Below are 23,778 nucleotides of genomic sequence, written 5' to 3' on the forward strand. Positions count from 1 at the left end.
ATACGACGGATGGTAACTTGAAGAGTTTGTAAAAAAAACGCTACAGATCTTGTAGCGTTCTTTTATTTGAAATTTTTTTAAAATTCTAATTGCTAAATGTAAAACTAATATGGACTATAATTAAAGGTCATTATAGGTTGATTCCTCTTCCGGCATAGAAATCGAGAACTTTGATACTGAACAGATAATTATATTTGGCTTGTGCAACAGACCCTTGTGCATTAGCATAATTGTTTCTGGCAATATTGATATCGTAGATCGTAGAACGTCCTGCTTCGTAACTTTTTTCAGCAAAATCCAAAGCTAATTTTGTGCTTCTTTCCGCTTCAACCGCAGCAATATAAACTTCATAATTAGAATCTGCATTGAACTGCGCTTGTTGGATGTCCTGCTTCAATTGGAATTTTTGTTGTTCCAGATTATTCTTGGCAATCACTTCATTGATTTTCGTCTGCTCAACCTGTAGTTTTGTAATTCCTTTATTGAAGATCGGAATGTTAGCTGACAAACTTAACTGTTGCCCAAAATTATCACTGTATTGTTGCGCAAAATTTCTTTCCGTTATTGCAATAGGGTTGCCAGCTGCATCTACGCTGTAGCCAAGGGTGTTTTTGTTCAAAAGATTATTATAAAAACTTCCGATGCCGGCAGTTGCAGATATTGTTGGATAGAAATTGGTCTTCACGACTTCTGTTTGTGCTTCTGCGGCTTTTATTCTGGTTTCTGCGGCTTTTACAACAGGTTGGTTTTGATAAGCAGTATTGATCACATCTTCCACAGATTCTATTTGAGGTACCAATTCATCCGGAACAGGAATGTCAACCACATCAAACGTTCTGTAATCGGGTAATTGAAGAAGTTGGGCCATTGCAAAAAGCGCTTTGTCAACATTGATCTGAGCTGTTTTTACATTCTGCTTTTCTCTTGCAAGGGAAGCTGTTGCTTCCGCTAAAACTGTTTGGGCGGTTGTTCCGACATCAGTTGTGATCTTGGCACGTTCATATAATTTCTGAGCATTATCCATCGCACTTTCAGAGATTTTTTTGATTTCTCTGTTCAGCATTACATTCAGATATTGTTGTGCGATCTGTAATGCAATATTATTTTTGATGGTTTCGATGTCCTGCAAGCTAGCTTCTACATCAAACCCTGTTTTCCGGATTGTTTTCTCAAGCCTTCCGTTATTGTAAACCAAAACACTTGCCCCGACATTAGCCCCGTTATAATAACTGTCGTTTCGGATACTGCTTGTTCCGACCAAGGTTTGTCCAAAATTCACATTGTTATTAATCGTTCCGGAAACCGAAGGCAGATATTCCTTTTTAGCCATTTCCAGATTTTTTGCCTGTACATCTTTGTTGTAAGCCTGTGCCTGGATCTGCAGGTTGTTTTTAATTGCATAATCCACACATTCCTGAATCGTCCATTTCTTCTGGGAAAATCCCAAAACTCCAATAGACAAAAGCGAAATACAAAAAACTTTTTTAAGCATAAAAGAAAAATTATACCCAATAAGACTCTGGAATTGTAAAAATGTTACGCCTGCAATTAAATTTTTTTTAAAATTCTGATTCAATAAAAAATCATAAAAATAATTTTTCCGAAACTGTAACAATTCCTTATTCGGATTTACTTATATGTAAAATCCAGACAATGTCTCATCCGATTCTGAAAATAGAAGATGTCAACAAATCTTACGATACAGGTAAGAGCAAACTTCATGTGCTGAAAGGTATTGATCTTAGTATCAACCAGGGTGAGTTTGTTTCTATCATGGGAAGTTCCGGTTCCGGAAAATCGACCTTGCTTAATATTATCGGGATTTTGGACGAGGCCGATAATGGGATTTATGAGTTGGATGGATTTCCTATCAAACATCTTACAGAGGTAAAAGCAGCAGAATACAGAAGTCGTTTTATCGGATTCATTTTTCAGTCATTTAATTTGATCAATTATAAAACGGCGTTGGAAAATGTTGCGCTTCCGTTGTATTATCAGAATGTTTCCAGAAAAGAAAGAACAAAAAAAGCATTGGAATACCTGGAAAAAGTAGGATTGAAGGAATGGGCGGAACATCTTCCAAGTGAGCTTTCCGGAGGACAAAAACAAAGAGTTGCCATTGCAAGGGCATTGATCTCTGAGCCGAAACTGATCCTTGCCGATGAACCGACCGGAGCCTTGGATTCCAAAACGACACATGATATTATGAAGCTGCTTCAGGAAATCAATAACGAAGGTAAAACGATCGTTGTCGTAACTCATGAGAACGATGTTGCAGCACAGACCAAGAGAAACGTCGTACTGAAAGACGGCAGAATAGAAAGTGATGAGTTCATCAAACAAATCATATTATAAAGTGGCTTCGAGAGCCTCAGCCTGACAAAAATTAACCACTAACCAACAACCAAAATATGTTTGATTTAGACCGCTGGCAAGAGATATTTAGTTCTATTCGCAGTAATGTATTGCGGACGGTTCTTTCCGGGTTTACTGTTGCGCTGGGGCTTTTCATTTTCATTGTTTTGTTTGGAATTGGAAATGGACTTAATAACTCATTTGCAAAGGCATTTACAAGAGATGCAACCAATCTGATCATGGTTTGGGGTGGCAAAACCACGATTCCATACGCAGGTCTTCAGTCTGATAGACAGATTACTTTTAATAATGATGATTTCGATGCGATTGTAAAAGAAAGCAAAGGGAAATTAGAATATGCTTCACCAAGATATCAGACCAATCTTACCGTAAAATACGGTAAAGAAAGTGGTAGTTATCAAATTAATGGTGTTTTGGGAGATGAAAAATTTCTTGAAAACAGAACAATGATCGACGGACGATACATCAATGAACGGGATAACGAGCAGAAACAAAACGTTGCATCCATCGGAAGAATGGTTTGGCGGGATCTGATAAGAGATGGGAATCCAATCGGAAAAGATCTGGAGATCAATGGAACGATGTTCAAAGTTGTTGGTGTCTTTTCCGATCCGGGTGGTGATTGGGATGAACGACATATTTCTATTCCATTGGCAACACTTCAGCAGATGAAGAAAAGTTCCGATACGATCAGTACAGTGATGCTTTCCTATAATCCTAATATGACACCGGACGAAGGTGTGAAATATGGTGACCAATTGGAGAAAAGTATAAGAGCAAGACACCAGATCTCCCCAGACGACCAGCAGGGAATCCGGGTTAATAATAATGCGAAAAACACGCAGGATTCTTTTGCTTTCTTGTTCGTAATTACTGCAGTTGTAGGATTCATTGGGCTTGGGACGCTTTTGGCAGGAATTATTGGTATCAGTAATATAATGGTCTACATCATCAAAGAAAGAACCAAGGAGATTGGGGTAAGAAAAGCAATTGGTGCGAAACCATCCGGAATTGTTGCGTTGATTTTACAGGAAAGTATTGTGATCACTGTCATTTCCGGATTTGTTGGTGTTGGACTAGGTGTTCTGGCTTTGAAATTAATTGGAAATAATCTTGAGGATTATTTTATCACCGAACCTTCTGTAGGTTGGGGATTGATTGCCGCAGCATTTTTCTGTTTGGTTATTTCAGGTGCAATTGCAGGTTTTGTTCCGGCTTACAAAGCCTCGAAAATAAAACCAATTGAGGCACTTAGGACAGATTAAGCAAATAGAGTTTTAGAGTGTGAGAATTTGAGAGAAATTGGAAATAGAGTAATGAAATCATTATCATTAATCAATTATAAACAAAAACGTGAATATACTTTTCAAAAGAGATACCTGGCAGGAGATCTATTATTCCCTTCGGAATAATAAACTCAGAACGTTTCTTACGATGATAGGCGTGGGTTGGGGGATGTTTTTGTATGTTAGTTTGTTGGGTGCGGCAAAAGGAATGGAAAATGGTTTCAATAAGTTGTTTTCAGGATTTGCAACCAACTCTATATTTCTTTGGCCACAGAATACCAATATTCCTTACGAAGGTTTCGCGAAAGGTAGGAAAATGGACCTTCATCTGAAGGATATAGAATACATCACGAAAAAAATTCCGGAAATAGATTATATCTCTCCTCAAAGCGTAAGAGGTAATTTTGGAACGGCAGGCGAGCAGATCTCCAGGAACGGAAAGAAAAATACTTATATGATCACAGGCGATTTTCCTGTTGGTAATCAGATATCCAAGAAAAAATTGTTGTTCGGGAGGTATATCAATGATGCCGATATTCAAGGAAAGAAGAATGTGATCGTGATAGGAGAGGAAATTTACAAAAATCTTTTCGATGCCAAGAAAAATGAAAACCCAATTGGGAAATCAGTCAATCTGAAAGGTATTTTCTTCAATGTCATAGGCGTTTTCCGAGTTCCGAGAGGCGGTGGGATGGAGAATGACCAATCGGCCTATATTCCTTTCTCGACGTATTCCGGGATGTATAATGAAGGTGACAAGGTCGGATTTTTTGCAATAGTCGGAAAACCCAATGCAGAAGCGGCACTTGTGGAAACCAAGGTGAAAGATGAACTGAAGAGGATCAATCACGTTTCACCTGAGGATACCAATGCTTTTGGAAGTTTCAACCTCGCTAAAGAATTTAAAAAAGTAACAGGATTTTTAACTGGAATGCAGTTGCTGACCATAGTTGTAGGAACTTTGACAATTTTGGCGGGAGTTATAGCGATTTCGAATATCCTGTTGATCACAGTAAAAGAGAGAACAAAAGAAATAGGGATCAGAAGGGCTTTAGGTGCAAAACCGGCAGAAGTTCGAAATCAGATTTTGCTGGAAAGTGTTGTAATTACCTTGTCATCGGGAGTGTTGGGGTTTCTATCCGGGATTTTCCTGCTCATCATCCTCAACGTTTTGACAATGAACAATGATGCTTTTCCTTTTTACAATCCAACCGTAGATTACGGCAACGTATTTTCGGCAATGGGAATTATGATTTTCCTTGGATTGGTGATCGGATTGATCCCGGCACAACGAGCGGTGAAGATCAAACCGATTGAAGCATTGAGAACGGAGTAAACTAATAATTAATAATTAAACTATATTTCGATATAATGGAAAAAGAAAAAAAGAAATTTACATTCAAGAAAGCAATATCCATATTTCTTGGATTACTGTTTGTAGTAGCTTTGGTTGGTGGTATCGGTTATCTTATCAAGTCCAATTCGGCTGAGAACGAAGTTTTCCTGACCAGAAAGCCAAGCATCAAGAATCTGGATGATAAAGTAATGGCAACAGGAAAGATCGAACCTCGCGAAGAAATCGAGATCAAGCCTAATATTGCCGGGATCATCCAAAGTATCAACGTAGATGAAGGAGATAAAGTGGAAGCTGGGCAATTGCTTGCAACGATTAGAATTGTTCCAAATATTACAGAGGTTAACAACGCAACAATGCAGGTTAATAACACACAAATTCAGTTAGCAAATGCAAAAGTGAATGTTGATAATCAGCAGAAACAATACGAAATGCAGGCGAAATTGTACAAACAAGGTGTGATTTCTAAGCAGGAATATATCACGGCGCAACAACAATTGGAAACAACCATTCAGCAACAAAAAATAGCGGTCCAACAATTGACTGCTGCTCAAAAACAATTACAGATTGTAAGAACAGGTGCAACACCGGAATTGCAAAGTATGGCAACCACCCAAGTTCGTGCAAAAGCGGCAGGAACGGTTTTGGAAATCCCGGTAAAAGTGGGGAGCCAGGTAATCGAGGCCAATTCTTTCAATGCCGGAACAACGATCTGTTCTATTGCAGACCTCAATTCATTGATTTTTAAAGGTGATATAGATGAGGCCCAGGCTGGAAAATTGAAGCAAGGAATGGATATGAGCGTCGTAATCGGTGCTTTGCAAAACAAATCTTTCCCGGGAAAACTAACTTTGATTGCACCAAAGGGAACCGAAGAAAGTGGAACGATAAAATTTGCTGTGGAAGGAGATGTTTTCAACAAAACAGGAGAATATATCAGAGCTGGTTTCAGTGCGAATGGAGAGATATTGTTGAGTTCTCAGAAAAATGCATTACTTTTGGATGAGTCACTGATTCAGTATGAAAAGGGTAATAATAAAGCCTTTGTGGAAGTGAAGCAACCGAATGGTGGTTTCAAAAAAGTATATGTTAAGCTGGGTTCTAGTGACGGGATCAATGTTCAAATCCTTTCAGGAATCGATAAGAATGCTGAGGTAAAAGTGTGGAATCCTTCTGATAAAGATAAAGAAGAGTTGAAGGAACAAAAGAAAAAATAGACCTTTAAATTATAATTGTTAAAAGAATCCGTCTCGTTTTTATAGCGAGACGGATTTTTTGATGATAATCTTTGGGTGTATCTATTCTCATTTTTTTTCTATGAAAATAAAACCAAACTCAAAAGAAAAAGCCCTGCAAAGTAATTTACAGGAGCTTCGAGTTGGTTAATAAATCTGTAAGGATGCTACATCGGCGGCATATCATCTCCGCCACTACTATTGGCATTTATATCTTTCTTCTTTTTCGGTTGTTCTATCTTTTCTCCTTGTTTGAAACGATAAGTAAATGATATTGAAAACTGTCTTGGATTCCATTGCATATACTGATATTGAGAATAACTTGGGGCATATGTTGTATTTTCTCTGGCTCTGGTATTGAATATATCCTGAATGTTAAAAGCAAGAGTACCATTACCATCCAGAATAGTTCTTGTTGCTCCGAAATTGATAGAATACATAGAATGTCTGTCAACACTGGCCGTTTTTTCGGAACCTCTGTAAAAACCTTGTATTTGTAAAGATGTTTTTTTATCCGGTCGGAAGGTCGTTGTCAATCTTAATCTGGATGAGAAGCCGTTTCCTTCATAACTGAAATCTTTGTAGGAACCAGAATTATCATATCCAAACAAATCAACATTCCCCATTATTCTTAACCATTTGAAAGGGTCGTAAGTTGCATTAAGATCTAGACCGTAATTAGCTTCTGAACCGGCATTAACCGGCATTCTGTATAGAACAGTATTGCCATTGGTATCCAAGGCATCGTATTGGTAGAAATTAACTTCATCTTGGGATTTTTTGAAATATAAAGTAGGATTAAATACGATTTTGCTTTTAGACAAACTGTAGCCTAATTCAAATGAATTTTCGTAGGTTGGGTTCAAGTCAGGATTTCCTAAAAATAAGCTTCTGTCATTACCAAAAGACATAAAAGGAATCAAAAACCAGGAACGTGGCCTGTTGATTCTTCTGGAATAGTTCAATAAAATCTGATTGCTTTTATCCAGGTTATAACTGAAGAACGCACTAGGAAAGAAGCCTGTGTAATTTTTAGGAACTTCTACCAACTCTGCATTTTCCATACTTTTGAAACTTACGTCGATATTGGTGTTCTCCATTCTTAGACCTAACTGGTAACCGAAGTTTCCAATCTTGCTTCTGAACTGGGAATAAACAGCTGATATTTTTTCATCATAACGGGTGTCACTGGTAAATCGTTCCAAAACTTCAAATGGGCTATCATTTGTACTTTGATTAACAAAATAACTATAATCATTATTATTCAAATCAAATCTTGCTCCGGCTTCCAATTTAGAATTCTCCCCGATTGGCAATTCATAGTCTGCTTTGGCTAGAAATGTCGTATTTTTCGAATTGTTGAGAATATTGTTGACCACAGATTCGCTTGTTCCATCACTTACAATACTTGTTTGATCTATAGGTCCGGAACTGTCACTTTTGTTGGTTTGATAACTCGCGGCCAGACTTAGAAGCTGTCCTTTGTCGCCAATTTTTTGGTCAAATCCCAAATCGGCTTGGAAAGAATTATTGTTTCTGATAGATTCATTAACTCTGAGTGAGTTTTTGTCCAATATCGTATATGGAACATCAGGATAATCATCAGCATCTATATCTTTGCGGACTATCCTGTCGTAAGTGTTAATAGTTTCAGTTCCTTCATTTTCAAAGGTGCGGAACATAACAGATGCGTTCAAAGAAGATTTTTCTGACAGATCAACCACAAATCCGGAATTGACGTTATAGTTTTTATTTTCGCTTTTATTCTTCCCTCTTTGGTCGGTAAAGATACTGGCATTGTTGCTCAGTCTGGCTGGGTCTAACAGATAGTTGTAAGTGGAATTGTTAGTTGATTTGTTCCTGTTATAGCTTCCTCCACCGTTTAAATAGTAGGTCCATGACCCTTTTTTCCAGCTAAGGCTCGTGTTTAGTCGGGTGTTGGGAAGGTAACCAAGCGTGCCCTCAACGCTTCCGTTGAAACCCATTTTAGACGATTTTTTAAGAATGATGTTTAGAATACCCGCAGTTCCGCTTGCCTCATATTTGGATGAAGGATTGGTAATTACCTCGATTTTTTCAATTTGATCTGCCGGAATTGATTTCAAAGCATCAGCACCATCATCGATACCTAATAGTGAAGAGGGTTTACCATTGATCAAAAATCGAATGTTAGAATTGCCTCTCATAGAAACAGTTCCGTCTGTATCCACAGACACCGAAGGGACATTTGAAAGGACATCCTGAAGATTGCCTCCTTTGCTCACAATATCCTGTGAAGGGTCATAGGTCTTCTTATCCAGTTCCACTTTATAGGGTTTTGTAGAAGTTGCAGTGATCACTACACCTTGGATATCTGTTGTGTTAGTTAGATTGGCTTTTCCATTGGAAATGATCACGAAAGGTGCAAGAATTCCCGCTTTTTCAACCCGGATTGTTTGAGTGAATTTTTTATAATCGACAGCTTCTATGCTTACATCATAACTACCAGGCGCCAATTCCAATTTATAATTTCCATCTACATCCGCTAAGGCGGCATCACTCAATTGTGAGTTTTGCTGATTTTTAAAAGTGATAGATGCGTATCCAACTCCGCCATTTGCATCTTTTACATTTCCAGAAACATTTACCTTTTGCTGGGCCATTATAAAACTCGCCGCACCGATGGTCAAAGCAAGACCAAAGATTTTTTTCTGAAATACACTTACAATTTCCGTTCGTTCCATTCTTAGTTTATTTTTTGAGCCGTTGCTCATTTATTATTTTATTTCTTTGCTGTTCAACCAGTCCTGATAGGCTTTTGCATTTTTGGCATGTTCAGCATCATTATCTGTGAATTTATGATAACCGAATCTCGCTGGGTCGGCGCACATAAAAATGTAATTGTTGTTTTCTGCTTCCAAAACGGCATCTAGAGAATTCTTATCTACAATACAAATTGGCCCTGGAGGAATCCCCTTGTTCGCATAAGTATTGTATGGCGAAGGTTCTTTCAGATGTTTGTAATAAACTCTCTTGATCTGCTGAGTAAAATTGCTGGCTTTGTTCACGGCATAAATAACTGTCGGGTCACTTTGCAGTTTCATTCCTTTTTTATACCGATTGATATAAAGTCCTGCAATTGTTCTTTGTTCATCTGGTTTTCCGCCGGATTCTTTGTAAACTATAGAGGCTAATGCATAGATCTGGTCTCTTGTCAATCCGGATTTTTTTTCTTTTTCGATTCTTTCTGCGGTCCAAAAATCTTTATAATCATTTTCGAATTTGTCAAAGAATTCTCTCGGCGTTACAGTCCAGAAAAAATCATAAGTGTTGTTGAAGAAATATTTTTTTAGATCTTCAGCACTTTTGTAACCTTTATTGATGGCGATTTCGTCAAGTTTTTTAATGAATTTCGCAGAGTCGGTTTCTGTTTTTTTAGAAACCCTTCCAACCATTTGATATACATCATCAAAGTCTTTGATTCTAAAAGAATTCGGAGTTTGATTTCCGGCGATGATCATATTGGCGATTTCGCGGTTGTTCATTCCCGATTTTATTTCATATCGTCCGGCTTTGAAGTTTTCTTTCAGATTTTTTTCATCAGCGATACTTGTAAAATTGTCTTTGTTTTTAATGAAAGGCGAAATAGAGTCAAGGATCTGCTTATAACCCGAATGATGCGGAATCAGAACAAAGCCTTCTTTTTCTACATTATTTCCAAGGTATTTACTATAAAAACGAATCCCGAAAAATCCCAGGATTGCGATAATGATAACAAATATGATAAGAATTGTTTTTTTCATGATTTTAAAATATCAGGCTTTGTCTAGGTTAATATCTCCTTTGAAAACCTGAACAGCAGGGCCTTCTAACCAAATGTTTCTGAATCCTTCTCCATCTTTTTCTGCATAAACTTTCAGCTGTCCTCCCATTACTTTGACTCCAACAAACGTTTGATTATTATTTTTCATAAAAGTTAAAGCCGCAGCTGTAACTCCTGTCCCGCAACTATAAGTTTCATCCTCAACACCACGTTCGTAAGTTCTTACAAAAAGCTCCTTATCAGACAGTTTTTCTACGAAGTTCACATTGATTCCTTCTTTCCTATAAGTTTCAGAGTTTCGGATTTCGTTACCGTTTTTGTAAACATTATAATTATTTAACATTTCGACATACTTGACATAATGTGGGGAACCTGTATTCAAAACAAAATCATTTCCATCTGTATCAATAGATTTTACATCACCCATTTTTAGCTTGATGATACCGTTTTTGATTTCGGCTTCGTGGATTCCATCGATGGCGGTGAAAGTGGTTTTATCTTCAATAATATCTAAGAAATGAGCAAAAGCGACTGAACAACGAGCGCCGTTCCCACAAAAACTTTTGGAACCGTCGGAATTGTAATAATCCACCTCAAAATCAACGCCTTCTGCAGAATTGATCTTAATTAATCCATCTGCGCCAATCCCGAATCTGCGGTCACAAAGCTTTTGTATTTTTTCGATTGATAAGTCGTTCCATTCTCCTAAACGGTTGTCAATCATAACAAAATCATTTCCTGTACCTTGATATTTATAAAATCTCATTATTTATTTGTCTGATATTTAATTGTTTATTGTGATTTCTCTATTCCAAAATCAAGCCAGTAAAAATACTTCTTTTAAAATAATTCAGCCTTGATATTTGTTATTTAAATTCACTCTAAATCTCAAACAATATCCATTCACAATAATAGAAATTCTCAATCTCTTGATATTAATATTTTTTAATAATATATAGCTATCTTTGTTCATTGAAAAATGAAAGAAGACCAGTTACTCGCTCTCATCATAAAAGCCAGAGATAAGAATCAAAAAGCTCAGACGCAATTGATTAACCTGTTTTGGGTTGATGTTTTTTCTTTTGTGATGAATAGAGTGAAGGATGAAAATGATGCAGATGAGATCACAGTTTCGGTATTTTCAAAAGTCCTAAACAAGCTGGACCTGTTTGATCCCAATTTTCAATTCAAGACCTGGATCCTGACCATTGCTCAAAATACGATCATCGATTTTTGGAGAAGAAAAAGCCGGGAAAACGAAGATGCAAATGATGGACTGGAGAATGTAAAAAATGAGTTTGCCAGGTCACCGGAAGAATTGCTGATCTCCGAGGAGGACCAGCGAAAGATCATCAAAATCATAGAAACAATGGATGCTAAAAATCAGGATATCATCAGATTGAGATTTTTTGAAGAAAAAAGCATCAAAGAAATAGCGGAGGAACTCAATCTCTCCGTAGCCAATACAAAAGTGAGAATAATGCGCGCCAAAAAAATCCTGGCCGAATTATTAAAAAATGATAATGAAGATTTTTGAATTTCTAAATTCCTGAATCTCTAAATCTTTAATTGAATAATGGAAGAAACAGTTACTCAAAAACCCAAATGGATCCGTGTAAAATTGCCAACTGGTAAGAATTACCGGGAACTGAGAAATTTGGTTGATAAATATAAACTGAACACAATTTGCCAAAGCGGAAGCTGTCCCAATATGGGTGAATGTTGGGGAGAAGGGACGGCAACCTTTATGATTCTAGGAAATATCTGTACCAGAAGTTGTGGTTTCTGTGGTGTGAAAACCGGAAAGCCGATGGATGTGAATTGGGATGAGCCGGAAAAAGTAGCGCGTTCTATCAAATTAATGAAAATCAAACACGCTGTTCTGACTTCAGTCGACAGAGATGATTTGAAAGATATGGGTTCGATTCTTTGGGCTGAAACGGTGAATGCGGTTCGTAGAATCTCTCCGGGAACGACTATGGAAACTCTGATTCCGGATTTCCAGGGTGTGACAAAACATCTTGACAGATTGGTAGAAGTGGCTCCGGAAGTGATCTCCCATAATATGGAAACTGTAAAACGTTTGACAAGGGAAGTAAGGATACAGGCAAAATACGAACGTAGTCTGGATGTTCTGAGATATCTGAAAGAAGCTGGACAAAATCGGACAAAAACGGGTGTGATGCTTGGTTTAGGAGAAACTAAAGATGAGGTTTTCCAAACAATTGAAGATATCAGAAATGCCAATGTAGATGTGATTACTTTAGGGCAGTATCTTCAGCCAACCAAAAAACATCTTCCGGTTCAGAGATTTATTTCTCCTGAAGAGTTTGATGAATACGGAGATTTTGCAAAAAAATTAGGTTTCCGTCATGTGGAAAGTTCACCATTGGTGAGAAGCTCTTATCATGCAGAGAAACATATTCACTAAGATTTTTCACATCAATTATAAAATGCAAAAGACTCCTAAATGGAGTCTTTTACTTTTGGTTCTACTGGTTGTACTTTATCAGTTTGATTCATCTGTTCCACTTGTTGCGGAATAAACATCATATAGGCAAAATACCCTAAGAGGAATAAAACGACAATAATGATAATGGCCATCATTGGTCCTTTGTTGGTTTCGCTGTCTGGTTTTGGAATATCTTGTCTCATAATTTATTTTTATTGATAATATATCAAAACTGATGCCTTATTGGTTTTGTCTTTATGAGTTATTTAATTTGGTAAAATTTATTTTTAATAATGAAAAATTAGGGGTTTATGTTTTGATTTTTATAATTAATTCAAATTAACCCTTTATATTTGCATGGTTAAAATTTTAAAATGTGAAATCGTTTTGTTTTTTGGTTTCTGAAAATGACCAAGTGAAATAAACGATTCATATGACCATTAAAAAAATAAATATCTACATATGAAAATTGAAAAACGCTGGATTATATCATTCGTGATAATTAGTATCGTTTCAATTGCCGCACTTTTCTGGCCGGAACAGACCTCTTTACCAACACCTGGAACTTTTCTGGGAGAAGATAGCATCGTAGGTTCAGATGTTGCGTGGATTCTGGCTTCTTCCGGTTTGGTTTTGTTGATGACACCTGGGCTTTCATTTTTTTACGGCGGAATGGTCGGGAAAAAGAATATGATTTCAACAATGTTGCAAAGTTTTATTGCATTGGGTGTGATTAGTATTGTCTGGGTTGTTGTAGGCTTCAGTTTGTCTTTTGGAGATTCTATTGGGATTACTATTAATGGGGAACATTATGGACTCATAGGAAACCCGACATCATATTTATTTTTTAACAATGTTGGCGTTTTGCCTCACAGTCAGATGGCTTCCACGATTCCGTTTGTTTTGTTTGCCTTGTTTCAAATGAAGTTTGCGGTGATCACACCGGCTTTGATAACAGGCTCATTTGCGGAAAGAGTAAGATTTATTTCTTATTTGTTGTTCATGGTTTTGTTCAGTTTGATAATTTACACACCGCTTTGTCATATGGTCTGGCATCCGGATGGTTTGTTGAACAAATATTTCGGAGTGAAGGATTTTGCCGGAGGAACTGTGGTTCACATGAGTGCGGGATTCGCTGCTTTGGCCGGAGCTATGATGATTGGAAAACGTAAAAATCCACACCACGAACCTTCTAATATTCCGTTTGTGATTTTAGGAACAGGAATGCTTTGGTTTGGTTGGTTTGGTTTTAATGCCGGTTCTGCTTTGTCGGCTAATGCAACCGCTGCAATGGCTTTTGGAACAACAACGGTAGCTTCTGCAACCGCAATGTTATCTTGGATCTTCTTTGATAGAGTTAACGGGCGCAAAGTTTCTGCTTTAGGCGCTTGTATTGGTGCTGTTGTCGGGTTGGTTGCGATTACGCCTGCCGCCGGTTTTGTAACGATTCCTCACGCTATTTTCATCGGATTTATTTCAGCGATTGTTTCGAATCTGATGTGCAATTGGAAAAGACTGAAAAAAGTAGATGATACCTTGGATGTTTTTGCTTGTCACGGTGTTGGCGGAATTATGGGAATGATTCTGACGGCAGTGTTGGCTCAGGGCGAAAATGCAAGTCTTCTTCACGGTGGGTTTGAAGTGTTTGCACATCATATGATGGCTTTGGTCTTGGTTTCGGCGTTTACATTTTTGGGGTCTTTGGTTTTATATAAAGTAACGGATATGATAATTCCACTGAGAGTTGCAGAAGATTCGGAAAGTATTGGTCTGGATTTGTCACAGCACGATGAAAGCTGCATTTGATAAGAAATTTGATTTTGTTTTGATATGAAGAGAACCTCGTTTGTTTTTTGACAGCGAGGTTTTTTTATTTGACCGCGTCGAATCGCTTCGTTAGGTTTGGGCAGCTAATCCGCCTTCCGTTCCCGCTTTTTTCTTTTTATAAAAAAGAAAAAGAGCTCCACTCAAGTCGGGCTGCGTAAGATTCTACGTTTTAAAAGGGAATGGTTATTTTAAATATAACATTTAACATATTCTCCAATTTTCTCCCCAATTCACACTCAAAATCCGCCAAAAAATCTCTAAATTCGTGTCTTAAAATTTTTAAAATGACGAAATTCGGAGTGGATGCGGCCAGTTTTTATGTGCCTTCTTTATATTTAGAGATCAAAGACCTTGCTGAGAAAAGAGGAATAGAACCAGCAAAATTGGAAAAAGGTCTGGGCTTACACAAAATGGCTTTGCCCGATGTTCACGAGGATGCAGCGACTTTTGCAGCAGAAGCTTTACTGAAATTAATTCAAGACTATAATATCAATCCGAAAGAAATATCAAGAGTTTATCTCGGAACAGAGAGTGCTTTGGACGCTGCAAAACCAACTGCGACTTACGCCGTTCAAATGGTGGAGGAATTTCTAAGTGAAGCATTTGGGGAAAGAAGTTTCAAAAACTGTGATGTGGTCGATATGACTTTTGCCTGTGTTGGCGCGGTTGATGCACTTCATAATTCATTGGATTTTGTAAGAGCAAATCCTACTAAAAAAGCAGTTGTGATTGCCAGTGATTATGCAAAATATGAATTGGCTTCTTCCGGAGAATATACGCAAGGTGGAGGAGCTGTTGCGTTATTGGTTTCTGCGAATCCAAAATTGGTTGAGATTGATAATAATTGGGGGGTGGCAACAGAAAGTGTTTTCGATTTCTTCAAACCGAGACGTCATCATTCCAAATCTGAATTGAATTCTGCGCCGGAAAATTATCCGGATAAAATCGAAGTGTTTACAGATGAACCTGTTTTTGACGGACAATATTCTAATGTTTGTTATCAGGACAGAATCCGTGAGGCTTATCAGCATTACAAAGAACAGACTTTTACCGTTAGGCCTTACGAAGATTGGAGGTATTTGATTTTCCATTTGCCTTATGCATTTCATGGGAAAAGAGTTTTTACCGAAATTTATAGTTTAGAAAATCATCTTGATTTTTCTGATGCCGAGAAACAAAAAGCCATTGCAAAATCTGAAGATTATATCAATTTCATTAATGAAAAAATTGAAAGATCCCAACGAGCCTCTTCCGAAATTGGAAATATGTACACCGCTTCTATTTTTATGGCGTTGTTGTCTGCACTACAAACTTCGTTTAATGAAAATGAAGATCTGGCGGACAAAGAAATCGGATTCCTGGCTTATGGAAGTGGTTCTAAAGCTAAAGTATTCGTAGGGAAAATTTCTCCCGAATGGAAATCTGTTGTTGAAAAATGGAATCTTTTTGAGAGTCTGAAAAACAGATTGGCAATTGATTTCGAAACTTACGAGAAGTTGCACCGCAAACAATTAAATTCTTCTGTAAATTCGGATTATAAAGGATTTGGGTTGACGAGAGTTGAAAAAGAAAGTCCTGTTCTGAAAGGTGCAAGATATTACAGTTATCAGAAATAATAAACTACTACTAGAAGAATTTGCACAAAATTATGAACTCCGTAGGAGTAAGCTGTTAATAGCAAAATAATTATAATAGAATCAGAGCTCCGTAGGAGCGACCTAATAATTCTGAATACAAATCGAACACGAGCCAATAAAACATTGGCTCGTGTTCTTTTTGAAAATATCTATAACTAACTATTTAACTCAAATTAATTTTTTGTTCTGAAAGATTTTAGGCGTTACGCCTTCCATTTGTTTGAAAACACGGATGAAATAATTCGTATCCGAAAATCCTGTGCTGAAAGCAGTCTCACTTACCGAACTATTATGGGTCAATAATTCTTTTGCTTTTTTGATTCTCTCCTGAATGATAAACTCATTCGGGGAAAGTCCCAATTCTTCCTTGAACATCTTAAAGAAATTCGATTTGCTCACATAAGCCATTTTTGCAATCGAATCAATCGATAACTTCTGATGAAGATTTTTCTTGATATAATCCGCAACAAAACCAATTCTGGACTTATTTTTCAAGGTGTTTTTCTCAACCAGATTTCTTGCCTGCGTCTGCATCAATCTTATCAAAAGTTCCTTCAATGCAAAATCAGCAATCACATCCTTATAAGAATTATCATCCATTGCAATTCTCATAATATTGTTAGTTGCTGAAGCCAGAGCTTTGCTATTCAATAAATAAAATTCTTCCAGAGAAATATTCCATTGCGAAGAATCGTCCACTTTTTTTGCATTGAAGTTCAGAAGGTCAAGTGATTCCTGCACAAATTCCGGATTCAAAGTCAACGAAATACACTGCGAAGCATCTTTATCGGCATCAGGAAAATCAATGACCATTGTTTCCCCGGGCGCGACCAAAACACTTTCTCCGGGGAGATATTCGAAATAATTGCTTTTATCCTGGAGTTTCATCCATTTCTTTCCTCTCAACATTCCGGTGAACGCCAGATGTTCAAAGTGCAATTTCACATTATAAGCACTCTGATGCGTCTCATATATGCTGAATTCACAATTATTTAAACTGAACTTGGTCTGATTTTCCACCAATGTGTTCAGGTTATTTTCCTGTGTCAGATGAGGTTTGTTAAGTTGAAAATGATTCGGATTCATTACTCAAGATTTTTATAACATCTTGTCTCTCAAATATAACAAATTTAAAATTATAGCCAAACATAATTTTTTCTTAATGAAATGATAAAGAATCTTAAAAGTAGGATTTTACTATTTTTTTGGACAATTGTGCTATTCTGTTTGTTTAATGTCTGGTTAACTTAGCTTTAATCAAATGTTAACTGATTATTAATAAAAGCAGATATTATTATGAGCACAACACTAGCACAACAAAACTCGACTACTTTAGCTTGGCCAGAATTCAAAGCTAAATATGATAATTACATCGGTGGAAAATTTGTACCATCGGTTGGCGGACAATATTTTGATGTGGTTTCTCCGATCAACGGGAAAGTATTCACACAGGCTGCACACTCTAACAAAGAAGATCTGGAAAATGCTGTGAATGCAGCTTCGGAAGCGTTCAAAACCTGGAAAGATACTTCTCCGACAGAGCGCAGCATTATTTTAAATAAGATTGCAGACAGAATCGAGGAAAACCTGGAATACATCGCAACTGTAGAAACAATTGATAACGGAAAAGCAGTAAGGGAAACTTTGGCAGCGGATATTCCTTTGGCAATTGACCATTTCAGGTATTTTGCTTCAGTAATTAGAGCAGAAGAAGGCTCTCACAACGAACTGGATAAAGACACCGTTTCATTGATCGTTCACGAACCGCTTGGTGTCATCGCACAGATCATACCTTGGAACTTTCCAATCCTGATGGCCGTTTGGAAACTCGCTCCGGCTTTGGCGGCAGGTAACTGTGTGGTTTTGAAACCGGCAGAAAGCACACCGATCTCAATTATGATCTTGATGGAACTGATTGGAGATTTGCTTCCGGCAGGAGTTGTCAACATTGTTAATGGTTTCGGCGCAGAATTAGGAAGAGCTTTAGTAACCAATCCAAAGGTAAACAAAGCCGCTTTCACTGGTTCTACAGCAACTGGTCGTCTGGTAATGCAATATGCGACAGAGAATATCATTCCGGTAACCTTGGAATTGGGAGGTAAATCGCCTAACATTTTCTTCAATTCAGTCATGGATGCGGATGATGAGTTCCTGGATAAAGCTATTGAAGGCGCAGTTCTTTTCGCCCTGAATCAAGGAGAGATCTGTACCTGCCCATCAAGATTATTGGTGCAGGAAGATATTGCAGATGCTTTCATTGCCAAAGTGATCGAAAGAACAGAAGCTATTAAAGTAGGAAATCCATTAGACAAAACGGTGATGATGGGAGCACAGGCTTCTAAAATACAGAAAGATAAGATCGAAGGTTACCTGAAACTTGGTAAAGAAGAAGGAGCAGAAGTGTTGACTGGTGGAGAAGCCAATCACATCGAAGGCTTTGAAGACGGTTACTACATCAAGCCAACCATTTTCAAAGGGAATAACAGAATGAGAATTTTCCAGGAAGAGATTTTCGGACCTGTGGTGGCATTCACGACTTTCAAAGATGAGGCAGAAGCTTTAGAAATAGCAAACGATACTATTTATGGATTGGGAGCAGGAGTATGGACAAGAGATGCGCATCAGCTGTATCAGATTCCTCGCCACGTGCAGGCTGGTAGAGTTTGGGTGAATCAGTATCACGCTTATCCTGCCGGCGCGCCTTTCGGAGGTTACAAACAGTCCGGAGTGGGTAGAGAAAATCACAAAATGATGCTCGACCATTACCGTCAGACAAAGAATATGCTGATATCCTATAACAAAAACAAACTAGGATTCTTCTAAAAATAAAGTATTGTGTTTTAATAGCGTGTCCGTCGCCTTGGTTTGGTCCAGGGCTACGGTCGGGCTTTCCAGGGCTGCTCCGCCTATGGCGGATCCGGTGCTGCATTTCATTTCGCACTTGCTCGTTCCTCGCAACCCTTCCAATCCCTCACGCAGTTTCGTCTTCGAAAAGTACTTTGTCATTGACAAAAAAGATTTAAGCTCCGTAGGAGCGACCTGTTAATAAATTAATAAAAAATTGAACTATGATCCCAAAAACAATGAAAGCGGCAGTTGTACAAGGTTACGGACAGCCATTGAAAATCGAAGAAGTTCCGGTAAGAGAACCCGGACGCTATGAAGTATTAGTAAAAGTAATTGCTTGTGGTGTTTGTCATACCGACTTGCACGCAGTAGATGGCGACTGGCCGGCAAAACCAAAAATGCCTCTGATTCCGGGCCACGAAGGTGTAGGAATTGTAGTGGCTTGTGGACCGGAAGCCATGGTGAAGGAAGGTGATGCAGTTGGTGTTCCTTGGTTGTATTCGGCTTGTGGATGCTGCGATTATTGTATCACGGGATGGGAAACCTTGTGTGAAGCTCAGAAGAACGGAGGTTACAGCGTAGATGGCGGATTTGCAGAATATGTGATCGCAGATTCCAGATATGTTGGGCATTTGAAAGATAATGTCAACTTCCTGGAAATAGCTCCGATTCTTTGCGCGGGCGTTACCGTTTACAAAGGCCTTAAAGAAACCGAAACAAAACCCGGCGAATGGGTTGCCATTTCCGGAATCGGTGGATTAGGACACGTTGCAGTTCAGTACGCAAAAGCTATGGGAATGCACGTTGCGGCGATAGATGTGGCGGATGATAAATTGGAATTGGCAAAAAAACTTGGTGCGGATTTGGTTGTCAATGCCAAAGAAACCGATCCGGGAACTTATCTTCACAAAGAAGTTGGAGGAATGCACGGTGCATTGATCACCGCTGTTTCTCCAATTGCTTTCAAACAAGGGATAGATGTTCTGAGAAGAAAAGGTACAATTGCACTCAATGGTCTCCCGCCAGGTTCTTTTGAACTACCGATTTTTGAAACAGTTCTTAAGAGAATTACCGTTAGAGGTTCTATTGTCGGAACCAGAAAAGATTTGCAGGAAGCACTTGATTTTGCCAATGAAGGTTTGGTAAAAGCTACCGTCACCGCTGCTAAGCTGGAAGATATTAATGATGTATTCGACAAGATGAAGAAAGGACAAATCGACGGACGTATCGTTCTGGACATCGCCGGACAAAATTAATTATTGTTATTTTGAGTTTTTAAGCCCGGCAGATTTATTTGTCGGGTTTTTGTTAACGTGACTATCAATAAAATTATCACAAAGGCACAAAGCTTTCATTGTAATGACCGAGTTTTTAAGGCACAAAGTTTTTAGCTTCGTCAATATTAAGAAATCTTTGATTTTTTTAGTGCCTTGAAACAAGTTTAAATAAATTAATCTTTGTGCCTTTGTGTTTAGATCATCAATTAAAAAATTATAGTATATGGAAACCAAAGATAAGATCTCAAGACTTTCCGTAACCGAGAAAGCTTTGGAAGTCATCTGGGAGCTGGAAAAGAAACACGGCGAGCTCATGTTTTACCAGGCTGGTGGCTGCTGCGAAGGGACACAGCCGCAATGTTTTGAGAAAGGAGGCTATTTTCCGAGAATGAATGACGCTATGATTGGTACCATTAATGGACACGAGTTCTGGATAGACCGCGACCTGTTCGAATATTGGCAATATTCTCACTTCACTTTGGATGTTTTGGATGGTTGGGGACCTGGAGGGTTTTCCCTGGAAACACCATTGGGGAAAACCTTCAAAGTTCACTATCGATTATTTACGCCGGAGGAATTGGAAAATCTGGAACCTGTCAAGAGAAGTGAGTAGCCAGCGAATTACCAACTAGCCCCGATGGAAACGGCATACTTTTTTGTTTTTTGGATTCCCGCTTCAATTATACGACAAACGTTGTGAAAACAAAAAAGATATAGTGGACAGCGGGAAATAGCTCCTGAAAGCTTAAACAACTTCTGTTTTGACAAATTTGGAGACAATCATACTTGCAAGAATATTCCCGACAGAATTGAGGACTGTCGCCAAAGGGTCTACTAAAGTTCCGATAATAATTACTGCCGGAACCACATCGGGCGGAATTTTGTAAACCGAGATCATCAGCATCTCGCCAATATAGCCGCCATTTGGGATTCCACCAGCGACTGCGCTTACGAAAATGGTGATTCCCAAAGCCATTATGAGATTCATTGGTTCAAAGAAATCCCAGCCAAGTAACTGAAAAGCGACATAGATCTTGATAATCGATGAAATAGAGGAACCGTTCTTATGAATCGTAGTTCCAATCGGAATCACGACGTTGGCGATAGATGCAGGAACGCCCATTCGTTTCGCAGATTCGATAGCCACAGGCATTGTCGCCAAACTGCTGCAAGTACTGATTGCGGTTGCAGTGGGCAAAAGGCTTTCTTTCCAAAAAGCTTTTACGCCATTTCCGGATTTCCAGATGAAAGCATAAAGGCTGAAAAATACGATGAAATAAATAGTTCCAGCTATGTAATATAACCCCAAAGGTTTGGCGTAAAATCCAAAAAGTTGAGGCCCAATGGTTCCGACCTGGTAAGCGAAATAAGCACCTAATCCAATTGGAGCAACTTTCATTATTAATAACAAAAGCTGTTTCATCACTTCGTTGCCGGACAGGACGAAGTTTTGAAAAGGTTTCCCTTTTTCTCCCGACTTTCTAATGGATATCCCTACTAAAAACGAAAAAACCAAAAGTGCCAGCATATTCTGTCTCGAGAACAAATGATAGAACTCGCTGACAGTGAAGAATCCTACGATCTGATCATTAACGTTAGAATTATTCTGAAGATTTTCTGATATGGTTTCGCTGACGTTGTTCGGAGTTTCGGTAGGGAAAAGGTAAACCATTATGATGCAAAACGTGGCCGAGATCAGAATGAAACTTAAGAAAGTTAAAGCCATTGTTCCGATAATCTTGCCTAGTTGATTTTGCTGTTCGATGCCGGAAATGGCGGAAACAATTGCAAAAAATACCAATGGAATTACTGTAACAAACAATAGATTAAGAAAAATGTCACCAATGGGTTTCAGATAAGTTACAAAAGCAGGAGCGAAAATCCCGACAAGACTTCCAATGAAAATACCGATGAGAAGCAGGATAATGTTGCTGTAGCTGTTCCAGAAAGATGATTTCATTCCCCCAATTTTAACCAAAGATAATTAATTCTTAACCACAAAAGAAACAAAAGAAGTGAAGGTTGACAAAACCTTTTTGACTTTTGTGGTTTAATAAAAACTCTTTATTTTGGCTTAGGTAATAGAATTATTCCCGAAATTTGTCTCTATGAAAACAGCGGTTCTAATTACTATCGGTGACGAGATCCTTTCGGGAAATACCGTCGACACCAACTCCAATTTTATTGCAACACAGCTTAAGGAAATCGGGATAAAGGTACTTTCTATTTTTACAATTCCGGATGAAGAAAGTGCAATTATATCAACTTTAGGAAAAGCTTTTGAAATGGCGGATGTGGTTTTCACAACCGGCGGATTGGGACCAACGAAAGATGATATTACCAAAAAAGCATATGCAGGATTCTTTGAAGATGAAATGATTTTCTCAGACAATATCTATGAGCATCTAAGAGCATATCTCGAAAAAAGAAAGCGGCTCTGGATTTTGGAACATAACAAAGACCAGGCGATGGTTTTGTCCAAGGCGAAGATCTTCCTCAACTATTTCGGAACTGCTCCTTGCATGATTTTGGAAAAGAATGGAACTTATTGTTTTAGTCTGCCGGGCGTTCCTTACGAGGTAAAACCTTTGGTGAAAGACCAGATTATTCCTTTCCTGAAGGAAAAATTATCACTTGACCATATCGTTACCAGAATAGTTTCTGTGGTTGATATCCCGGAAAGTATTTTGTCAGAAACCATTGAAGAATGGGAATTAGCTTTGCCGAAACACATAAGCTTGTCCTATTTGCCGGTCGGAACAAGAGTCAAATTAAGATTGACTGCTACCGGAAGCTCACAAGAATCACTGAATGCAGAACTGGAAAACGAAATCACAAAACTATTTCCTCTGATTGGTGAAAATATCATTGCTACCCAGGAAGATAAGATCGAGAAAATCCTCGGCGAGATATTGACCGATAAAAAATTGACAATCTCAACTGCAGAAAGTTGTACGGGAGGTGAGTTGGCTCATTTGATAACGTCGGTTTCCGGGAGCTCCAGTTATTTCATGGGAAGTGTCGTGACATACGCCACGCAGAAGAAAATCGACCTTCTGAATGTCAATCCAAAAATCATTGAAGACTTTACGGTTGTAAGTGAACAGGTGGCTTCTGAAATGGCAATTGGCTGTCAGAAGTTATTCAAAACTGATATTTCTGTTTCTACCACGGGCGTTGCCGGTCCGGGAAAAGGAGAGGACGGGAAAGATGTGGGGACGGTTTTTTATACGATCAGAATAGGGAATGAAGAAGTAACCTCAAAATTATTTATGCCACATCTGGAACGATTGGATTTTATGAATTTTGTGTCTCAGAAAGTAATCCAAGACATTGTTTCATTACTCATCAAAAAATAAAAAAGACAGCCTTTGAGCTAGTCATGGTCGGAAGATTTTCTTCCGACTTTTTTGTTTTTATATGCGCAAAAAATAATTTTACAATTACCTGATAATCAAATAATTAACTTGTTTTTGTCGTTTAAATTTTGTATATTTATACTGATAATCAAACATTTATGTCAGTATTCAATGACCACAAAGTTTCCCTTAGTCAGGTTCTGGATTTCATTCCCGAGGCGCTTTTAAGCCATCTATCAGCGACCACCAATGTTGACCACTATAGTAAAGTGCTCCATGGGAGGAAAATGTTCTATCTGCTTTTATTCTGCGTCTTTGACAACGAT

19 protein-coding genes are annotated in these 23,778 nt (G+C 38.3%); 12 read left to right on the plus strand and 7 right to left on the minus strand.

Translation table 11 applies throughout. From position 1 onward, the window contains the following. Positions 1–130 precede the first annotated feature (130 nt). The gene (locus K319_RS0101005) at positions 131–1,492 is read right to left on the minus strand and encodes a TolC family protein (protein ID WP_027381926.1); all 1,362 of its coding nucleotides are present in this window, start codon (positions 1,490–1,492) and stop codon (positions 131–133) included. Positions 1,493–1,665: 173 nt separating this feature from the next. Between K319_RS0101005 and K319_RS0101010 the strand changes: the two genes are divergently transcribed. From K319_RS0101010 to K319_RS0101025, 4 genes are all read left to right on the plus strand, one after another. Further along, the gene (locus tag K319_RS0101010; RefSeq protein ID WP_027381927.1) at positions 1,666–2,355 is read left to right on the plus strand and encodes an ABC transporter ATP-binding protein; all 690 of its coding nucleotides are present in this window, start codon (positions 1,666–1,668) and stop codon (positions 2,353–2,355) included. Between the two features lie 56 nt (positions 2,356–2,411). Then, positions 2,412–3,641, plus strand: a complete 1,230-nt coding sequence (locus K319_RS0101015; protein ID WP_027381928.1) for an ABC transporter permease — start codon at positions 2,412–2,414, stop codon at positions 3,639–3,641. Positions 3,642–3,729: 88 nt separating this feature from the next. Beyond that, positions 3,730–4,998, plus strand: a complete 1,269-nt coding sequence (locus K319_RS0101020) for an ABC transporter permease (protein ID WP_027381929.1) — start codon at positions 3,730–3,732, stop codon at positions 4,996–4,998. A gap of 35 nt (positions 4,999–5,033) precedes the next feature. Further along, positions 5,034–6,233, plus strand: coding sequence for an efflux RND transporter periplasmic adaptor subunit (locus K319_RS0101025; RefSeq protein WP_034671188.1), 1,200 nt, complete (start codon positions 5,034–5,036; stop codon positions 6,231–6,233). A gap of 185 nt (positions 6,234–6,418) precedes the next feature. On the opposite strand, the gene K319_RS0101030 is transcribed toward K319_RS0101025, so the two are convergent. The 3 genes from K319_RS0101030 to dapF are packed head-to-tail and all read right to left on the minus strand — an operon-like array spanning position 6,419 to position 10,819. Further along, the gene (locus K319_RS0101030; protein ID WP_027381931.1) at positions 6,419–8,974 is read right to left on the minus strand and encodes a TonB-dependent receptor domain-containing protein; all 2,556 of its coding nucleotides are present in this window, start codon (positions 8,972–8,974) and stop codon (positions 6,419–6,421) included. Between the two features lie 33 nt (positions 8,975–9,007). Then, a complete protein-coding gene (gene mltG / locus K319_RS0101035) occupies positions 9,008–10,033 on the minus strand; it encodes an endolytic transglycosylase MltG (RefSeq protein WP_027381932.1) in 1,026 nt (341 codons plus the stop codon). A gap of 12 nt (positions 10,034–10,045) precedes the next feature. Next, positions 10,046–10,819, minus strand: a complete 774-nt coding sequence (dapF, locus tag K319_RS0101040; RefSeq protein WP_027381933.1) for a diaminopimelate epimerase — start codon at positions 10,817–10,819, stop codon at positions 10,046–10,048. A 213-nt stretch (positions 10,820–11,032) separates the two neighbouring features. Between dapF and K319_RS0101045 the strand changes: the two genes are divergently transcribed. After that, the gene (locus K319_RS0101045; RefSeq protein ID WP_027381934.1) at positions 11,033–11,590 is read left to right on the plus strand and encodes an RNA polymerase sigma factor; all 558 of its coding nucleotides are present in this window, start codon (positions 11,033–11,035) and stop codon (positions 11,588–11,590) included. A 39-nt stretch (positions 11,591–11,629) separates the two neighbouring features. After that, a complete protein-coding gene (gene lipA / locus K319_RS0101050) occupies positions 11,630–12,484 on the plus strand; it encodes a lipoyl synthase (protein WP_027381935.1) in 855 nt (284 codons plus the stop codon). A gap of 35 nt (positions 12,485–12,519) precedes the next feature. Here the strand turns inward: lipA and K319_RS0101055 are convergent, their stop codons facing one another. Continuing rightward, positions 12,520–12,708 carry a hypothetical protein gene (locus K319_RS0101055; RefSeq protein WP_027381936.1) on the minus strand — a complete coding sequence of 63 codons (189 nt, stop codon included), beginning with the start codon at positions 12,706–12,708 and terminating at the stop codon, positions 12,520–12,522. A gap of 259 nt (positions 12,709–12,967) precedes the next feature. Here K319_RS0101055 and K319_RS0101060 point away from each other — a divergent pair, with 259 nt between their 5' ends. Both K319_RS0101060 and K319_RS0101065 read left to right on the plus strand, forming a co-directional pair. After that, entirely contained in the window at positions 12,968–14,311 is a 1,344-nt protein-coding gene (locus K319_RS0101060; RefSeq protein ID WP_027381937.1) for an ammonium transporter, read from the plus strand. A 305-nt stretch (positions 14,312–14,616) separates the two neighbouring features. Further along, positions 14,617–15,948: a hydroxymethylglutaryl-CoA synthase family protein gene (locus K319_RS0101065; RefSeq protein WP_027381938.1), complete on the plus strand. Its 1,332-nt coding sequence runs from the start codon at positions 14,617–14,619 to the stop codon at positions 15,946–15,948. A gap of 189 nt (positions 15,949–16,137) precedes the next feature. Here K319_RS0101065 and K319_RS0101070 read toward each other — a convergent pair whose 3' ends face one another. Further along, a complete protein-coding gene (locus tag K319_RS0101070) occupies positions 16,138–17,055 on the minus strand; it encodes a helix-turn-helix domain-containing protein (RefSeq protein WP_027381939.1) in 918 nt (305 codons plus the stop codon). A 210-nt stretch (positions 17,056–17,265) separates the two neighbouring features. On the opposite strand from K319_RS0101070, the gene K319_RS0101075 reads away from it, so the two are divergent. The 3 genes from K319_RS0101075 (at position 17,266) to K319_RS0101090 (ending at position 20,706) form a co-directional block, all read left to right on the plus strand. Beyond that, a complete protein-coding gene (locus K319_RS0101075; RefSeq protein ID WP_027381940.1) occupies positions 17,266–18,792 on the plus strand; it encodes an aldehyde dehydrogenase family protein in 1,527 nt (508 codons plus the stop codon). 245 nt (positions 18,793–19,037) lie between these two features. After that, positions 19,038–20,072: an alcohol dehydrogenase AdhP gene (gene adhP, locus K319_RS0101085; RefSeq protein ID WP_027381942.1), complete on the plus strand. Its 1,035-nt coding sequence runs from the start codon at positions 19,038–19,040 to the stop codon at positions 20,070–20,072. A 244-nt stretch (positions 20,073–20,316) separates the two neighbouring features. Further along, on the plus strand, positions 20,317–20,706 hold the full coding sequence (locus tag K319_RS0101090) for a DUF779 domain-containing protein (protein WP_027381943.1): 390 nt from the start codon (positions 20,317–20,319) through the stop codon (positions 20,704–20,706). Between the two features lie 132 nt (positions 20,707–20,838). On the opposite strand, the gene K319_RS0101095 is transcribed toward K319_RS0101090, so the two are convergent. Further along, positions 20,839–22,053: a dicarboxylate/amino acid:cation symporter gene (locus K319_RS0101095; protein WP_027381944.1), complete on the minus strand. Its 1,215-nt coding sequence runs from the start codon at positions 22,051–22,053 to the stop codon at positions 20,839–20,841. A gap of 148 nt (positions 22,054–22,201) precedes the next feature. On the opposite strand from K319_RS0101095, the gene K319_RS0101100 reads away from it, so the two are divergent. Beyond that, complete coding sequence (locus tag K319_RS0101100) at positions 22,202–23,452, plus strand: CinA family nicotinamide mononucleotide deamidase-related protein (RefSeq protein WP_027381945.1); 1,251 nt, start codon at positions 22,202–22,204, stop codon at positions 23,450–23,452. Positions 23,453–23,778 lie beyond the last annotated feature (326 nt).

The organism is Epilithonimonas caeni DSM 17710 (genome assembly GCF_000426465.1).
Classification (GTDB): Bacteria; Bacteroidota; Bacteroidia; order Flavobacteriales; family Weeksellaceae; genus Epilithonimonas; species Epilithonimonas caeni.

What these genes read in the sequence shown, in the direction of transcription:
- K319_RS0101005 (WP_027381926.1), bottom strand. Translation starts at nt 1,492, where the DNA reads ATGCTTAAAAAAGTTTTTTGTATTTCGCTTTTGTCTATTGGAGTTTTG.
- K319_RS0101015 (WP_027381928.1), top strand. Translation starts at nt 2,412, where the DNA reads ATGTTTGATTTAGACCGCTGGCAAGAGATATTTAGTTCTATTCGCAGT.
- K319_RS0101025 (WP_034671188.1), top strand. Translation starts at nt 5,034, where the DNA reads ATGGAAAAAGAAAAAAAGAAATTTACATTCAAGAAAGCAATATCCATA.
- K319_RS0101030 (WP_027381931.1), bottom strand. Translation starts at nt 8,974, where the DNA reads ATGGAACGAACGGAAATTGTAAGTGTATTTCAGAAAAAAATCTTTGGT.
- mltG (WP_027381932.1), bottom strand. Translation starts at nt 10,033, where the DNA reads ATGAAAAAAACAATTCTTATCATATTTGTTATCATTATCGCAATCCTG.
- dapF (WP_027381933.1), bottom strand. Translation starts at nt 10,819, where the DNA reads ATGAGATTTTATAAATATCAAGGTACAGGAAATGATTTTGTTATGATT.
- K319_RS0101045 (WP_027381934.1), top strand. Translation starts at nt 11,033, where the DNA reads ATGAAAGAAGACCAGTTACTCGCTCTCATCATAAAAGCCAGAGATAAG.
- lipA (WP_027381935.1), top strand. Translation starts at nt 11,630, where the DNA reads ATGGAAGAAACAGTTACTCAAAAACCCAAATGGATCCGTGTAAAATTG.
- K319_RS0101055 (WP_027381936.1), bottom strand. Translation starts at nt 12,708, where the DNA reads ATGAGACAAGATATTCCAAAACCAGACAGCGAAACCAACAAAGGACCA.
- K319_RS0101060 (WP_027381937.1), top strand. Translation starts at nt 12,968, where the DNA reads ATGAAAATTGAAAAACGCTGGATTATATCATTCGTGATAATTAGTATC.
- K319_RS0101065 (WP_027381938.1), top strand. Translation starts at nt 14,617, where the DNA reads ATGACGAAATTCGGAGTGGATGCGGCCAGTTTTTATGTGCCTTCTTTA.
- K319_RS0101070 (WP_027381939.1), bottom strand. Translation starts at nt 17,055, where the DNA reads ATGAATCCGAATCATTTTCAACTTAACAAACCTCATCTGACACAGGAA.
- K319_RS0101075 (WP_027381940.1), top strand. Translation starts at nt 17,266, where the DNA reads ATGAGCACAACACTAGCACAACAAAACTCGACTACTTTAGCTTGGCCA.
- adhP (WP_027381942.1), top strand. Translation starts at nt 19,038, where the DNA reads ATGATCCCAAAAACAATGAAAGCGGCAGTTGTACAAGGTTACGGACAG.
- K319_RS0101090 (WP_027381943.1), top strand. Translation starts at nt 20,317, where the DNA reads ATGGAAACCAAAGATAAGATCTCAAGACTTTCCGTAACCGAGAAAGCT.
- K319_RS0101095 (WP_027381944.1), bottom strand. Translation starts at nt 22,053, where the DNA reads ATGAAATCATCTTTCTGGAACAGCTACAGCAACATTATCCTGCTTCTC.
- K319_RS0101100 (WP_027381945.1), top strand. Translation starts at nt 22,202, where the DNA reads ATGAAAACAGCGGTTCTAATTACTATCGGTGACGAGATCCTTTCGGGA.